The sequence below is a fragment of the Dictyobacter alpinus genome (assembly GCF_003967575.1).
Lineage (GTDB): Bacteria > Chloroflexota > Ktedonobacteria > Ktedonobacterales > Ktedonobacteraceae > Dictyobacter > Dictyobacter alpinus.
This window is the reverse complement of sequence record NZ_BIFT01000001.1, coordinates 2264140-2277368: the sequence shown is the minus strand read 5'-3', so window position 1 is coordinate 2277368 and position 13229 is coordinate 2264140. Positions and strand designations below refer to the sequence as shown.

General features: G+C 50.1%; 17 protein-coding genes. 15 read left to right on the top strand and 2 right to left on the bottom strand.

Annotated elements, in window-relative coordinates; translation table 11 throughout:
• The first annotated feature begins 1 nt into the window (after position 1).
• From EL633_RS09035 to EL633_RS09025, 3 genes are all read left to right on the top strand, one after another.
• On the top strand, positions 2–499 hold the full coding sequence (locus EL633_RS09035) for a hypothetical protein (protein WP_126626866.1): 498 nt from the start codon (positions 2–4) through the stop codon (positions 497–499).
• A gap of 61 nt (positions 500–560) precedes the next feature.
• Positions 561–776: a hypothetical protein gene (locus EL633_RS09030; protein ID WP_126626865.1), complete on the top strand. Its 216-nt coding sequence runs from the start codon at positions 561–563 to the stop codon at positions 774–776.
• Positions 777–909: 133 nt separating this feature from the next.
• Entirely contained in the window at positions 910–1494 is a 585-nt protein-coding gene (locus EL633_RS09025; protein WP_161982049.1) for a glucosaminidase domain-containing protein, read from the top strand.
• A 41-nt stretch (positions 1495–1535) separates the two neighbouring features.
• Here EL633_RS09025 and EL633_RS09020 read toward each other — a convergent pair whose 3' ends face one another.
• Complete coding sequence (locus tag EL633_RS09020) at positions 1536–1904, bottom strand: hypothetical protein (protein WP_126626863.1); 369 nt, start codon at positions 1902–1904, stop codon at positions 1536–1538.
• A 92-nt stretch (positions 1905–1996) separates the two neighbouring features.
• Between EL633_RS09020 and EL633_RS09015 the strand changes: the two genes are divergently transcribed.
• The 8 genes from EL633_RS09015 (at position 1997) to EL633_RS08985 (ending at position 9107) form a co-directional block, all read left to right on the top strand.
• Positions 1997–2803 carry a 3'-5' exonuclease gene (locus EL633_RS09015; RefSeq protein WP_126626862.1) on the top strand — a complete coding sequence of 269 codons (807 nt, stop codon included), beginning with the start codon at positions 1997–1999 and terminating at the stop codon, positions 2801–2803.
• Positions 2804–2890: 87 nt separating this feature from the next.
• Positions 2891–3253: a hypothetical protein gene (locus tag EL633_RS09010; protein ID WP_126626861.1), complete on the top strand. Its 363-nt coding sequence runs from the start codon at positions 2891–2893 to the stop codon at positions 3251–3253.
• Between the two features lie 143 nt (positions 3254–3396).
• Positions 3397–3945 carry a hypothetical protein gene (locus EL633_RS09005; protein WP_126626860.1) on the top strand — a complete coding sequence of 183 codons (549 nt, stop codon included), beginning with the start codon at positions 3397–3399 and terminating at the stop codon, positions 3943–3945.
• Between the two features lie 246 nt (positions 3946–4191).
• Entirely contained in the window at positions 4192–5019 is an 828-nt protein-coding gene (locus EL633_RS09000; protein WP_126626859.1) for an adenine nucleotide alpha hydrolase family protein, read from the top strand.
• A 263-nt stretch (positions 5020–5282) separates the two neighbouring features.
• Positions 5283–6176, top strand: a complete 894-nt coding sequence (locus tag EL633_RS08995; RefSeq protein ID WP_126626858.1) for a hypothetical protein — start codon at positions 5283–5285, stop codon at positions 6174–6176.
• Between the two features lie 673 nt (positions 6177–6849).
• A complete protein-coding gene (locus tag EL633_RS37810) occupies positions 6850–6984 on the top strand; it encodes a hypothetical protein (RefSeq protein WP_281275865.1) in 135 nt (44 codons plus the stop codon).
• Positions 6981–7460, top strand: a complete 480-nt coding sequence (locus EL633_RS08990; protein ID WP_126626857.1) for a DUF488 family protein — start codon at positions 6981–6983, stop codon at positions 7458–7460. Before EL633_RS37810 ends, EL633_RS08990 begins: the two co-directional genes overlap by 4 nt.
• Before the next feature lie 63 nt (positions 7461–7523).
• Positions 7524–9107, top strand: coding sequence for a hypothetical protein (locus EL633_RS08985; RefSeq protein ID WP_126626856.1), 1584 nt, complete (start codon positions 7524–7526; stop codon positions 9105–9107).
• Between the two features lie 31 nt (positions 9108–9138).
• Here the strand turns inward: EL633_RS08985 and EL633_RS08980 are convergent, their stop codons facing one another.
• On the bottom strand, positions 9139–10278 hold the full coding sequence (locus EL633_RS08980) for a pentapeptide repeat-containing protein (protein WP_126626855.1): 1140 nt from the start codon (positions 10276–10278) through the stop codon (positions 9139–9141).
• Between the two features lie 376 nt (positions 10279–10654).
• Here EL633_RS08980 and EL633_RS08975 point away from each other — a divergent pair, with 376 nt between their 5' ends.
• From EL633_RS08975 to EL633_RS08960, 4 genes are all read left to right on the top strand, one after another.
• A complete protein-coding gene (locus EL633_RS08975; protein WP_126626854.1) occupies positions 10655–11365 on the top strand; it encodes a DUF5131 family protein in 711 nt (236 codons plus the stop codon).
• A gap of 12 nt (positions 11366–11377) precedes the next feature.
• Complete coding sequence (locus tag EL633_RS08970; RefSeq protein WP_126626853.1) at positions 11378–12325, top strand: TOTE conflict system archaeo-eukaryotic primase domain-containing protein; 948 nt, start codon at positions 11378–11380, stop codon at positions 12323–12325.
• Between the two features lie 32 nt (positions 12326–12357).
• On the top strand, positions 12358–12828 hold the full coding sequence (locus EL633_RS08965) for a tyrosine-type recombinase/integrase (protein WP_126626852.1): 471 nt from the start codon (positions 12358–12360) through the stop codon (positions 12826–12828).
• Between the two features lie 166 nt (positions 12829–12994).
• The gene (locus EL633_RS08960) at positions 12995–13195 is read left to right on the top strand and encodes a helix-turn-helix domain-containing protein (protein ID WP_126626851.1); all 201 of its coding nucleotides are present in this window, start codon (positions 12995–12997) and stop codon (positions 13193–13195) included.
• Positions 13196–13229: the final 34 nt, after the last annotated feature.

Sequence of the window (13229 nt, the reverse complement as noted above, 5' to 3'; positions counted from 1 at the left end):
CATGATGATGACGGAAAAGGATGTCCTGCGAATGGCTCTGGCCAGGCGGGAAAATTACGCGATCACTTCTCACATTACCCATCTGAAAGGTCGTGTGTATGCTCTTGATATGGATGGCGTGCACTACAACGCCGTGGTGCTCATTACCTCATTCCAGTTCTATGAAAAGCGCTATCATGTCGCTAAAAAGGTTCCCTCGCTGGTCATCTGTTATGACCATGATACGGTGCTGCCGGTGGCGGTGCTCTCCCTGCGAGCGGGGAACTTTGCCAAGCCCTATGAGCTGCCGGCAGAAATCACCGATATCGAGGAGCAACGCCGCACGAAGACCGGTAGCCAGGTGCTCTTAGGGATGTATATGTGTGGCGTCAAGTCCGCGCAAACCTTGATCAATCAGCATCTTCCACGCACGACCCGCAAGCGTTATCGGGCACGAGCCAGAGCCCTGGCGACCCATACCCGTGGCAAACCGGTCGGACATGTTCCGGCTACCACCTGACGACATTTTGTTCAATTGTTTGTAGGGTACACGCAGGAAAGACCTGCGGAAAGGATCAAGAATGTCTCCTCTTTTGTTGGGTGCGATCAGCATCATCATTATCGTCGCTGTGTTTTTGATCATTGGCAATAAAAAGGACATCATCAGCTGGTTGATGGTATTCCTGGGGATTGTCGGTATTGGCCTGGTTGTGCTTCATTTTAGTGAACTCAATCACCTGGTAGTGACCTGGCTGGTTGCACATCCCTTCTTTTATGCCTTGTTGCCAAAAAAATAAAAGCGCGGTTCTCTGTCCAATTTTGCCAAAAGTTAGAGAAACCGCGGTGCGTTCGTTCAAAAAAACTCACATGCTTATCGAGAGTATACCATACTTTCCGCATGTGGGTTTTCTTGTGGAAATGGAGGTCCACATGCGTTCATTTGGTTCGACTCTCTTGTTTCTTGGTCTGGTGGCGATCGTTGGATACCTCGTATTAGGTTCCATGCAGTCATCAAAAGCCGTGACATCGGCTCCTCTTCTCACCCAGACGACTTCTCTCACCTCTGATCGTATTCTTGGCCGTCCCAGTGTGTCCGCTGCTTTTATGGATAAGGTGCTTGATCAAGCAGGCTCACCAGCAAAGGGGTTAGGTGCAAGCCTTTATGAGCTTGGGATAGAGACGGGCATCGATCCGGTGTATGCGCTGGCCTTCTTCCATCATGAAAGCTCGTTTGGACTTCGTGGTGTGGCGGCGACCACGCATAGCCTGGGCAATATTCGCTGTACCGCCGGCTGGACCTGCGATCCGAGCGGCGGTTATCGCGCGTATGCGAGCTGGATCCTGGGGGCTGAAGATTGGTTCAATTTGATCAAACATGTTTACGTTGATGATGGTCGGGACACCGTGACCACCATTATTCCCAAATACGCTCCATCTGGCGACAATAATGATGAGCAAGCCTATATTCAAGCCGTCTGTGATGACGTGGCCCGTTGGCGGGCCGGGAGGGTGTAACAATGAAACAACTGTCTCTCACCCAGCAAGCATCCCATCCCTCATGTTTCCTCTGTCACCCACCACATGAAGATGATTCGGTTGATCTGTGTCCGTTCCATCGCCTGGTCTTTACCATCCGGCTCTTTGGCTTTCTGCTCCGGACTCGTCAGTTGGGGAGGTGGCCGCGATGATGGATCTGGTGATCTTCGCGTGGGTGATGCTGTTTGTTCTGGTGGTTGCTGGTCAGTGCGCGTTGCTGGTGTGGTATGCCTGGCCAGGCTGGTGCCGTACGCTCCATTGTCCCTGGTGCTGGCAAGACTTTCATGTGATGCACCACTATCCTGCCCGTTGGTCTTCCACCATTTGTGCTCATCATGAGCAGCGTATTCGTCAGCAGTCTGCCGCTCGACGAGCACAACGGTGTGCACGCGCACACCTTCAATTGTAAAGATGCAGCTTTTCCTTTCAAGGAGGGCTTTTTTGAATGTCTTCATTCACCATACGTGTGAGGTAACGAGATATGACTACTCTTCCTATTCGTATCCAAACAGTGCTTAAAGATTTGAATCAAGAGAAGCTCCTGGGCCCGGTTCAGGGAATAGATGATCTTCTGGCTCGCCAGCAACGGCGTCAGCACCTTCTGAACCAGATACAACATCTGGAGCAAGAAGCGCAATCACTCCGTACCCAGGTCCGTAACCTTCCCGCGTTACCATCCCTTAAGAGTATTCAGTGGGCGCAATCAGTACGAGCGATGCCCAACCTGCTGTTTTTAGAGGTGGATACAACGGGCCTGCATGAGGATGCGGAAATCATTCGCCTGGTCCTGCTGAACAGACATGGGCAGACTCTTCTGGATTGTCTGGCCAGTCCGTCACAACCATTGTCCAGATCCATTGTGACGATTACGGGGCTGACAAATGCGGATGTACAAACTGCTGGGATCCCCATTGTGGAGGCATTGGACAAATTCCGCCAGGTGGTACAAGGTGCCTATGTCCTTTCCTATAATCTGAATTTTGATCTTGGGAAGATACGGGAAGCAACGCAGCGCCACCAACTGAGCGAGATCACCCTTATCGGTGAAGATTTGATGACGCAAGCCATGAGCTACTTTCACCAGTCCTCGTATCCCAAGCTTGAAGGACTCTGTCAGCACATAGGACAGTCGCTCCCATCACAACCCCAGCAAACAGCGCTGGACCGGGCAAGAGGGCAAATCGCTTTGCTGAACGCAATTGCTGATCTGTTTGTGCTATCGCCACCCGCCCCGGCGCCACAAGAAACTCCTGCTGAGGATGAAGATACCGATGATCATCCCTTTTGATTGCTATCATAACCAGTCTGGAAGCGCTCATGTCCCTCCTGGTCATGAGCGCTTTTGTTTCAAGAAAGAAGAAAGAGGGGGAGAGCAATGACCCAGACACAAACCCTTGAAGGGTATAGCCTCACATGTCCTGATCCTCAAGAGGTGACCGCCCTGCTCCAGCCGCTGGCCTTTACCTTGCATTTTCAGATCGCGGCAAAGAGCTTTCAGTATTCTGCTGCCCTTCCTGCCCAGTATCACTTTCGGGATGAGCACGGGACCGAAGTCATTTACCTGGCGGGAAAGGACACACCTGAAGACCGGATACCCTTACCCGCGCACCAGTCCCGCTGGTGGATCTACATGGGGGCGAGCGAGGAAGCCTTTCACCAGGTCAGTCGCGTCATTGCTGCTCGCTGGTTTATTGCCTGGCTTGGTGGCCAGCCGGCCACACACCATTCCGTTGCGTAGGATGGCGAAAGGAGATCGCGTGATGAACCGTTGCCAGAGCTGTGCCCAGATCAAACCATGTTTTTGTTTCCGACGCTTTCGAAAAGGAACCGTCATTTTTGTTGTTCTCTGTCGTTCCTGTGCTACCAAGAGAGGAGCCGTTCATGCGTAAACGTGAAATCTTGCCTCATGACTACCATATGACTATCGCTGAAATCAACCAGCGCTTCTATCCGATTCATAGATTCACAACGGATGACCATCAGGAGCTTGATGGGTTGCTTGGACTCTTCTGGTCGAATGAAGACAGCTATGGCATTCCCATGGCAGTAGGGCCGCGCCACACCACTGGCCTGGTGTCTTTTCCTACCTACGCCGCTGCGATCAATTACTGTCATCGCCGCTGGGAGGACGACGAACTGCTCTATGACTGGAAAAAGAACGCGGCTCGTTGTGAACTCTATCCCGAACGGAATGTTTGGTATACACAGGAGCTCCAGCAGTTGACAGGTAACACTCCCCTTTGGTTTCTCTCTCTCTCTGAGGTCCATGCATGGGTCGCCTTGTATGATGGCACCGTGTACAGCGTGGATGCAGGCACGATTGATGAGGCTATGTGTCAACTGTACGAAGAAGTGGCTGAACGGATTGCGCTGGCACAGACAGAAGAGCACCCAACCCTACTGATCGAGCAGGAGTATGCATCCAAGTAAAGGAGTGATTACATGACCTTTCAATTCATGTTTTGTCGGGTGTTATCCGTGCTCGTTCCATCGATGCTGTGCGGTTGCGGCTACTACACCTGTAGCTATTGTGGGAACTGTCACAATCCACTCTGCACGTCCCATTCCTCTTGTACGCACGATTAAACCTCTCTCCCTTGCATCTCCTTGCTATTTGATGAGTACCGGGCCTCTTAGCGCCAAATAAGAGGCCTTCATTTTATATGAGGTTGAAGAATGGATACGAGTGGTGTATCTGGCTATGAGGTGTATCACCTTAACCAGACGAATAATCGTGAGTCTGCCATCCATCTAGAAGCAATGCATGCCGTCTCACTTTCTGGTGGCCTGGCTAGTGCTGTAGCAGCTGAACGGGTGATCCAACGCTATGGCAGAGAAAAGACGCTCCTATGGTTTGCCGACACGCTTTATGAGGATGAAGACCTCTATCGTTTTCTGCATGACTGTATGCAGCGCTGGAAGGGAGTGCTGTACTGGTATACCGATGGGCGCACACCGCTGGAAGTGGCCGCGCAAAAGAAGCTGATACCGTGTAACCTGGCGGCTCCTTGTAGCTATGAACTCAAGGTCAAACCGTTTCGCCAGTTCATCCAGGCCATGCCTGCGTTACCAGTAGTGTACATTGGATTGGATCGCTGGGAAAAGCGCCGCCTGGTCAGCGTCAAACAGTCCTATGCACAGGCGATCCACGCGGTGGTCGTGGATTATCCCTTATTGTGGGAACCCTACGAAGTGAGACCATTTGTTGATGTCTGTCGCCAGGACTGGGGGATTGAGCCACCACGGCTCTATGCTCTTGGTTTCTCTCACAATAATTGTGGCGGCCGCTGTGTACGCCAGGGAATTCGTGAATGGGTTCGTCTCGGAACGCATTTTCCTGACCGCTATCAAGTTTGTGAGGAATGGGAACAAGAGCAGCGTGCCCAGGGCGGCGCCCGTGCAAAGAGAAGCTTCTGCGCTGTCCAGCGCAATAAGATAAAACTTCCACTGCCGCTAGTTGATATCAGAGCCAACTACTTTGACCATCAGGAGACGCTTTTCTAATATGTGCCTGTGGCGAAGGGGCAAAAATGTATAGATCAACAGCAGCTAGGACTGTGGGAACTAGAGGATCCAGACCCGAAAGCAGAAGTCGAAGAACGATCACGTTGTACGATGTATGTTATTCATAATTGATTGTCGAGACTTTTCATCAATGAAATCTTTCGTTCACTGAGAAAGAATCATCCGTTTTCTACAGCCTCTTACCGTAAAATGTGCACTGCTTGAGAATGAGCACATAAGAAACAGAGAAAGAAGGGTTGCATATGGGCTATAATACAACGTTCAATGGACACTTTTCGCTCAATAGATATTTGAAGCCTGAACACAAAGCATATTTGCGACGATTTGCCGAGATCCGACATCTCGCTCTTAATGAAGAAAAACTGCAAAATTACCCTGACCCCCTTCGTGAAGCTGTGGGATTATCCATTGGGAAGTATGGAATGTACTTTACTGGCCTCATCGATCCAGAAGGAGTTGGCGATGATCTCTTACTTGGTTACTCCTTCGGTATCGACAAAATGGATACTATCTCAACATTGGAGATACATCATGAAGGGGCTTTTTGGGCGCCTTCTACTTTTTGCCAGTGGATACCAACTGATAACGGCAACGGGATAGTAGCAGAGGGTGAGAAATTTTACGGGTATGTCACATGGCTCCGTTTCCTCCTGGACCACTTTCTTCTTCCTTGGGGATACGAGCTTTCCGGTGAGATTTCCTATCAAGGAGAGCAAGGAGAACATGGAAGGATTATTGTCGCACACCAGGAGATACAAACCGTCATTGATGGAGATTCTTTGCTTTCCCGCTCAAAAGAAAGCGCTGAGTTGGATGAAATGAGAAAAATCCACTGGATGACCGTTGGTTCTCTCTCAGATGCCGCACGACAGGCCCTTCTCGATGTAGATGCAGTCGTTTTGAACGTACACAATGAGCCTCCGGTTGTGCTTGTAGGTATTCCTTACGACTGCAACTACTACAAGCGATTTGGGTATGATGATCTTGCCATTTGGACATCAGAGGGGATTCAGCTCCATTCGAAAAATCTTCGTTTACAGTGGGGCCATAACAACTTCCCAGGAAAACTTTGGGGGGGCTTCCCAAGAGAGCGGCTGATCCTTCCTGATGAGGCATATGAGCATCTTTTCCCTTGACAAGGAACGAGGAAAAGATGCAGCTCCAGCTAGCGAGAGGCGCTTTCATAAGCAATAAGCTCGGCTAGTGGTATATCGGCTTCCTTCCTCTCTTTGTTTTTCTGTTGAAGCATTTGAGGAACGAGCTGTTTCTGAGCACGATGTACTGTCGCTGTCAGGCCAATCTCATCATATTCCAGAACAGATCGTTCTTCTGGACGCAACTCAATTACTTAGGGCATTCTCCTCACGCTTTTTCGTGCGGCCACGACTCTGGCTACGTCCATAGAAACGTGGAACTGGCATTTCTTGCAAGCCATCCGCACAGGACACGTTGCCCATTCTGGGTTACTGCATAATCCACCATCATCGAGCACAGTATAGACCTTTGGCTGATTGTTGCTTCCTCCTTCGAGATCAACCAGGGTGCTTACGAGAATACTGTTTTCCTCAGCCTTGGTATAAGCAACTGCCAAACGATTGTGGGTGGGGGAAATCATGTGTCCAGACTTCTGAAGTTATTGCCGTCGCTGCCTCGGTACTCTCATTACCAATGTAAACCATCACAAAAAAACCGGCTCGAGTGTGTCACCACCTGAACCAGTTCTGTACCTCTTACATATCTTTGCTATTCCGTTTGTATTGTGTCTCTTGTCGCCACACAAGGAGCACGTTTGAGAGGAGTTCTCTTTCTATGATAACACAGCCACGACATGACAAACATGCCTTTACCATACCTCCACGATCACCCATCAAATATCAACGGCTCTTCTGTGGGTGGTCACAACAAGATGGGGCCTTCTACCAGCGAAAGGGGGCAACCTCATGAACGGTTTCCCCTATACCCACGAGACGCCTTTTCACACGCTCTATACCATTGGCTACCGTGCACCAGGGGCCATGGACAAGATCAATGAGTACGTCTCAGCTGGTGCGCTGCTTCTGGATATTCGTTTTTTACCAGCCTCTCGCTTTGCACCTGAGTGGAGCCGCAAACAATTGCTGGCCCGTTTTGGTCGGCAGAATTATGAACATCTCAAGGATCTTGGCAACGTCAACTATCGCGATCGCACCCGTCCGATGCAGCTTGTGAACAGTGATCACGGTTTGCCCTGGGTCTATGTTCACTTACAAAAACGGGATGTGTTGCTACTCTGTGGATGCCCCGAACCGGCGACCTGCCACCGTTCGCTCGTCTGTCAGCATATCCACGCCCTGACACCGCAGGTACAGATTGTTCATCTGGTCTGTAAGCCACGAATCACACCACACTGGAAGGAGCAACGAGAAGGGAAATGTCTATGAACCTGCTCGTGTTTTGTGTATTTGTAGTGCGGATCTGTATCACGTATGATGGAGGATATGCCCATGGATGAGAATCATGATGTGGTGTTGGCCAAGATGTTGCAGGCAGATGGACTGCCAGGGGTGCTGGTCTCCAATCGCCCCTGGCGGGAATTATCTGCCGATGCCATTACGTGCCTGGTCAACACCCAAACCGCGATCTATGTGCGAGATAGCCAGCTGGTACGTATTCAGCGCAAAGAAGATGGCAGCCCATTTCTGGAAACCTTAACCGAAACAACCTTAAAGGGTATCCTGGCCCGGCGCATGAACTTTGTCAGAACGGGGGTGAAAGGGCCAACCCATTGCGCACCACCTGATGCCATTGTGAAAGATATTCTGGCCCTGGGAAATTGGCCTTTCCCACCACTCGATAGCATCATTGAATTCCCGGTGGTGCGGCCAGATGGAACGCTGATCACCACACCAGGGTATGATCCTGCAACGCGGTTGTACTATGCGTCAATTTCTTCATTGCAAGTACCTCCCATTCCAGAGCATCCCACAGACGAAGAGATCATGAATGCTCAAGGGCTGATCTATGAAATGATTGGCCAGTTCCCGTATGAGAATACAGCCAGTTATGCCAATACGATCGCGTTGCTTTTGACGCCACTTATGCGCCAGGCCATTGCTGGACATGTCCCGTTAGCCCTCATTGATGCCACACGACCGGGCACTGGGAAAAGCCTGATAGCGGAGACCGTCGCCTTAATTGCCACCGGCCGCAAAGCGACCATGATGACGGCTCCCTATGATGATGATGAATGGCGCAAGCGCATTTTATCCACCCTGGCTGAAGGGGCGACCATTATCACCATTGATAATATCAAAGCGAAGCTTCAGGCTGCCAGTCTCGACTCCGCTCTCACAGCCCATGTGTTTTCTGATCGGATCCTTGGAGCCAGCCGCAACGGAGCCTATCCACAACGCGCCACCTGGATGGCCACCGGCAATAACCTTCAAGTTGGTGGAGATCTCCCTCGGCGGTGTTACTGGATCCGTATGGATGCTCGCACTGCCAAACCATGGACGCGTTCTGGCTTTAAGCATGACCTGGAAACGTGGGTGCCCACCCATCGAGGGGAACTCATTGCGGCGCTACTCACCCTCATTCGTGGCTGGTATGACGCCGGGAAACCCGCCATGAAAGTGCCAATCAAGATGGGTAGTTTCCAATCCTGGGTCGATACGATTGGCGGGATCCTGGAGCATTGCTATGTCGAGGACTTCCTAGGGAACATGCAGACCCTACAGGAACAGGATGAGGACGCATTACAGTGGGCTGCTTTCCTGCACGCCTGGCGTGCCCACTATAAGGATGATCAGATCCTTTCCTCCATCCTGGCCAGAGATATCAAAGCTGGATCCACCAAAGATGACGACAGCGACATGACCAAGGCCGGACTCTATAATGCCCTCCCCGATGATCTCACTGACATCCACAAAGGCGACTTTAAGCGCCGCTTAGGAAAGGCTCTCTCCTATCGCGTGGGTACGCGCTTTGATGATAGTGGGTTGTACCTGGTTAAAGGGGAACCAGATAAACGGAGCGGGGCCGTTTTCTGGTCTGTTGCGGCTCCAGAACAAGAGGCAGAATACCTATAATAAATCTACATAGTGCTTCTCATATAAGCATTTAGGACTGTGTCCTATTCGCTCTCGTTTGGGACAATTGAGCTTGCGTAATACCAAGAGCTTGATCAATTTTGACCCCACTAATGTTAGCCTCGCTGAGGTCAGCTCCACTGAGGTTAGCCTCGCTGAGATCAGCTCCACTGAGGTTAGCCTCGCTGAGATCAGCTCCACTGAGGTTAACTTTATAAAATTCAGTCATACAGAGGTTGGCTTCTCTGAGGTTGATTCCACTGAGGTTGATTCCACTGAGGTTGGCTTCTTGCAGCTTGATACTGTCGAGGTTAGCTCCTTGAAGCTTGGTTTCATGAAGAATGACTTTCCTGAGATTGGCGCTCCTGAGGTTGGCTCTACTAAGGTTAGCGTGTATAAGGACAGCTTCTATGAAGACAGCTTCTCGGAGATTGGCTTCGCTAAGGTTGGTGTTGGTAAGGATAGCTTTGCTAAGATTGGCTCCGCTAAGGTTAGCTCCGCTAAGGTTGGCTCCGCTAAGGTTGGCTCCGCTAAGGTTAGCTCCGCTAAGGTTGGCTCCGCTGAGGTCAATGTCTGAAAAATTCACACCTTGGAAATTGGCGCTGGACAGCACCGTGTTATGCAACGTCACTATACTTTTTTCTGGATCTGCCACAGCAAGCTTTGCTTCTCTTAAAAAAGAAAGCACCACATTTTGTCGTGTGGTGTTCAGTTGCCCAATAACAGTCAATGTTCGTACTCGTGCGACATTTCGAACTTCGGCATCCTCTTTTGAGGTTCGCAGATCCTTTTCCAAAAGTAATTCCGCCATACGATCCAAATAACTTTGGAGTAAGTCCTCTCTCTGCTTATCAAGAGCTATCTTTTGATCAGCTTCGTAGCGCTTTGCAGCTATCTTTTGATCAGATCGGCTTGTTGTTATATTAAGTAAAAATCCTCCAATAGCCAACACTACTGGAATGATAAGTAATTGCAACCAATCCCATAACGTTTTTGCAGGTTGATCTTGTTGTCCAGAGGAAATGTTTTCAACATGCCTATTAAACCCTGTCCAATCGACCTGATATCCCAAAGAGATAAGGAGGAGAAGAGAGATAATCGAAACTAAAATAGCAAGAATCACTACGAAAAGACGGAAGGATTTATTTTTCCAGAACCAGAACTTGCTCATTTAATCCCCTTTTTTGCTAGTAGCCCTTTTTTAGCTACTTTGTACAACGTAATCAGATAAGTTTTTTTCAATATAACTAGTGTTAGAGGAAAGAAAGGTAGGTGCAATGCACGGTTTCGAGAAGAGGAAAACGATGTGTGTGTGTGCGCAACACCAATCGTTTTCCTTTCCAAAAGAGAAAATCCGCAGGTTTGCAGGTTTCGCAGGTTCCTATCCCCCAAAAGAAGCAAAAAGAGAAGGTAACCCTCTATAAAAGCGCTTGGGAAGGGCATGGAGCGCACATTTGATCATTTTTCTCATGTCCAGATCGAAGTAAAACAAACCTGCAAACCTGCAAACCTGCACTGCAAAAATCTTCCTATGGAGGTAACCAGAAATGACCAATACATCCATTGAATGGACCAATAAAACATGGAATCCTATCACAGGTTGCACAGAAGTCTCACCAGGATGCGACCACTGCTATGCACGCACATTAGCCGAACGATTCCGAGGCGTCAAAGGCAATCACTTTGAACAAGGGTTTGACTTGAAACTCTGGCCTGACCGCCTGCAGCTCCCATTGCGCTGGAAGAAGCCACAAATGATCTTTGTCAATTCAATGTCAGACCTCTTTCACAAAGATGTTCCAGATGACTACATCATTCAGGTATTTGAGACCATGCGTCTGGCCAAACAGCATACGTTTCAGGTGCTCACGAAACGACCAAGTAGAGCGGTCCTCCTCGCGCACAAACTCGACTGGGCCCCAAACATCTGGTTTGGCACCTCTATCGAAAATAACGACTACGTGTGGAGAGCCGATAAGATCAGGCAGGTGCCTGCGGTCATACGGTTCATCAGTGCAGAGCCTCTGCTGGGTGAACTGACTGACCTCCACCTTGCGGGGATTCACTGGCTTATTGCAGGGGCTGAGAGTGGCCATGGTGCCCGGCCAATGAACGTGGATTGGGCGCGTTTCTTGCGCGATCTCTGCCAGGAGCATGGCACCGCATTCTTTTACAAGCAAAATGCTCTTCGTGGCCGCAAACAGCCGTTGCCATTGCTTGATGGTCGTCAGTGGATGGAATATCCGCATACAGCATAGAGAGGAGTGCTTATGGCAATCACCCAGTATCTTTCCAGCTATCACAGCTTGTTTGTGGGCCGCCAGGATGACTACGCGATCCAACTGCAAAACGGCCGGTATCGGCGTGCCGGAAAAGCCCTGACGGCCGCAGATCTCTATAATCATCTGGCTGGAAGACGAACCTATGGGACCTACATTATGGATGCGCAGGGCCGGTGTCGCTTTGCCGTCATCGATGCCGATACGGAAGACGGTCTTGATCGACTTTGGAGGATCCAGGAGCAGCTAGCAGAGCACCACATTGCATCCTATGTTGAGCGCTCCCGGCGAGGTGGACACCTGTGGATCTTCTTCACGACTCCCGCCCCAGCATCATGGGTGCGCGCCTGGCTCTTATCCTATTGCCCGTCGGATATGGAGTTCTACCCAAAGCAGGATGAGGGACAAGGCTACGGCTCGCTCATTCGGCTACCCTTAGGTGTGCATCGTAAGAGTGGCCAGCGCTATCACTTCATGGAACGTCAACCAGGTGGCTTGGTCACCCTCACCCAAACTGATGAACAGCGCATAGCTTGGTTCGCTTCCATCACCCGGATGCAGGTTCCCCAGCTGGTGAAGGAGCAGAAACCAACGCCAGCACGACCCACACATCAATCGTTTTCCTCTCCTCGGCAGCGCGCCACGAACGGACCATCGCCGATCCGGCAATGGAACGCGGAACAGGATCCGGTCCAGGTGATTGGTCGCTATGTTGATCTGAATGCCAATGGTGTTGGAAAATGCCCACTCGGTGATCACCACGCGAGCGGGCAAGATAGCCGGGCATCCTTCAAGGTCTACGAGCCTGGCGCTCCTGGTGGCTATTGTTGGTACTGCTACACCTGGCAAAAAGGTGGCTCACTCTTTGATTTTCTGCGCTACTACTATCACCTGGATGCACAGGAACTCTGGCAGCGCATTCAGGAAAACGCCATTTAGTATTCAATTGAAGTATAAAAAAGGAGTTACTTATGTCAACCCCATATAAATCTCATGTTTTCATCTTCACATGGGAACAGATCCAGCAACTGTTTGCAGCCTGTGATGTGACAACGGCCCAAGGTCAGAGAGACCATACTATGGTGCTGATCTTGTTACATACCGGCATGCGTGTTTCTGAACTTTGCCAGTTACGCATTCAAGATATCCAGGGATCTCTCATTCATATCATTGGGAAAGCGCATATCAGCCGTGATTTCCGGGTTACCAATGATGTCAGTCAGCAGCTGGCCGCATATCTGAACGGTTATCGCAGAGCAGTGGATAGCAATGTATCCTCGGCTTTCATAGATGATGAAGGCCAACCTTTTACTCCTGATGCTGTTAGTCGCTGGTTCTCAGCGCTCAAAGGGCGGGCAGGTATAGAAGGCAATGGGTTATCTCTCCACGCATTCCGCAATACCTGTGCATCTCACCTGTTCCATTCTCACACGTCATCGTAGCAACATCTTTTGATTGTGTTTCAACCAACTATAAAGAAAAAAAGGGCAGTTTGCAGGTTTCGTTGCAGGTTTGCCCTCTCTGTGAAGCCGCCTGTAGAGCGGCTCGCAGGTTTGCAGGTTTTAACCCCGACGATCCGAGGAAAAAAATCACAGGAGTAAAAAATCTATGCAGCAAGCTCAGAAACACACCGTACAGCCGATGCTCATGAATGTTACTCAGGTTGCCCAGGCATTAGGTGTTAGTCGAGGAACTGTTTATCAACTCATACTCACGGCTAACCTTCCTGTTGTTCTGTTTGGCCGAAAGAGGATGGTTCGACCTGATGCACTGAAAGCCTGGCTTCAGGCACGTGAACAACAGTTATAGTTTTTGATGTGATAACCCGCTGCACTAATTATTT

What these genes read in the sequence shown, in the direction of transcription:
- EL633_RS09035 (WP_126626866.1), top strand. Translation starts at nt 2, where the DNA reads ATGATGATGACGGAAAAGGATGTCCTGCGAATGGCTCTGGCCAGGCGG.
- EL633_RS09030 (WP_126626865.1), top strand. Translation starts at nt 561, where the DNA reads ATGTCTCCTCTTTTGTTGGGTGCGATCAGCATCATCATTATCGTCGCT.
- EL633_RS09025 (WP_161982049.1), top strand. Translation starts at nt 910, where the DNA reads ATGCGTTCATTTGGTTCGACTCTCTTGTTTCTTGGTCTGGTGGCGATC.
- EL633_RS09015 (WP_126626862.1), top strand. Translation starts at nt 1,997, where the DNA reads ATGACTACTCTTCCTATTCGTATCCAAACAGTGCTTAAAGATTTGAAT.
- EL633_RS09010 (WP_126626861.1), top strand. Translation starts at nt 2,891, where the DNA reads ATGACCCAGACACAAACCCTTGAAGGGTATAGCCTCACATGTCCTGAT.
- EL633_RS09005 (WP_126626860.1), top strand. Translation starts at nt 3,397, where the DNA reads ATGCGTAAACGTGAAATCTTGCCTCATGACTACCATATGACTATCGCT.
- EL633_RS09000 (WP_126626859.1), top strand. Translation starts at nt 4,192, where the DNA reads ATGGATACGAGTGGTGTATCTGGCTATGAGGTGTATCACCTTAACCAG.
- EL633_RS08995 (WP_126626858.1), top strand. Translation starts at nt 5,283, where the DNA reads ATGGGCTATAATACAACGTTCAATGGACACTTTTCGCTCAATAGATAT.
- EL633_RS37810 (WP_281275865.1), top strand. Translation starts at nt 6,850, where the DNA reads ATGATAACACAGCCACGACATGACAAACATGCCTTTACCATACCTCCA.
- EL633_RS08990 (WP_126626857.1), top strand. Translation starts at nt 6,981, where the DNA reads ATGAACGGTTTCCCCTATACCCACGAGACGCCTTTTCACACGCTCTAT.
- EL633_RS08985 (WP_126626856.1), top strand. Translation starts at nt 7,524, where the DNA reads ATGGATGAGAATCATGATGTGGTGTTGGCCAAGATGTTGCAGGCAGAT.
- EL633_RS08980 (WP_126626855.1), bottom strand. Translation starts at nt 10,278, where the DNA reads ATGAGCAAGTTCTGGTTCTGGAAAAATAAATCCTTCCGTCTTTTCGTA.
- EL633_RS08975 (WP_126626854.1), top strand. Translation starts at nt 10,655, where the DNA reads ATGACCAATACATCCATTGAATGGACCAATAAAACATGGAATCCTATC.
- EL633_RS08970 (WP_126626853.1), top strand. Translation starts at nt 11,378, where the DNA reads ATGGCAATCACCCAGTATCTTTCCAGCTATCACAGCTTGTTTGTGGGC.
- EL633_RS08965 (WP_126626852.1), top strand. Translation starts at nt 12,358, where the DNA reads ATGTCAACCCCATATAAATCTCATGTTTTCATCTTCACATGGGAACAG.
- EL633_RS08960 (WP_126626851.1), top strand. Translation starts at nt 12,995, where the DNA reads ATGCAGCAAGCTCAGAAACACACCGTACAGCCGATGCTCATGAATGTT.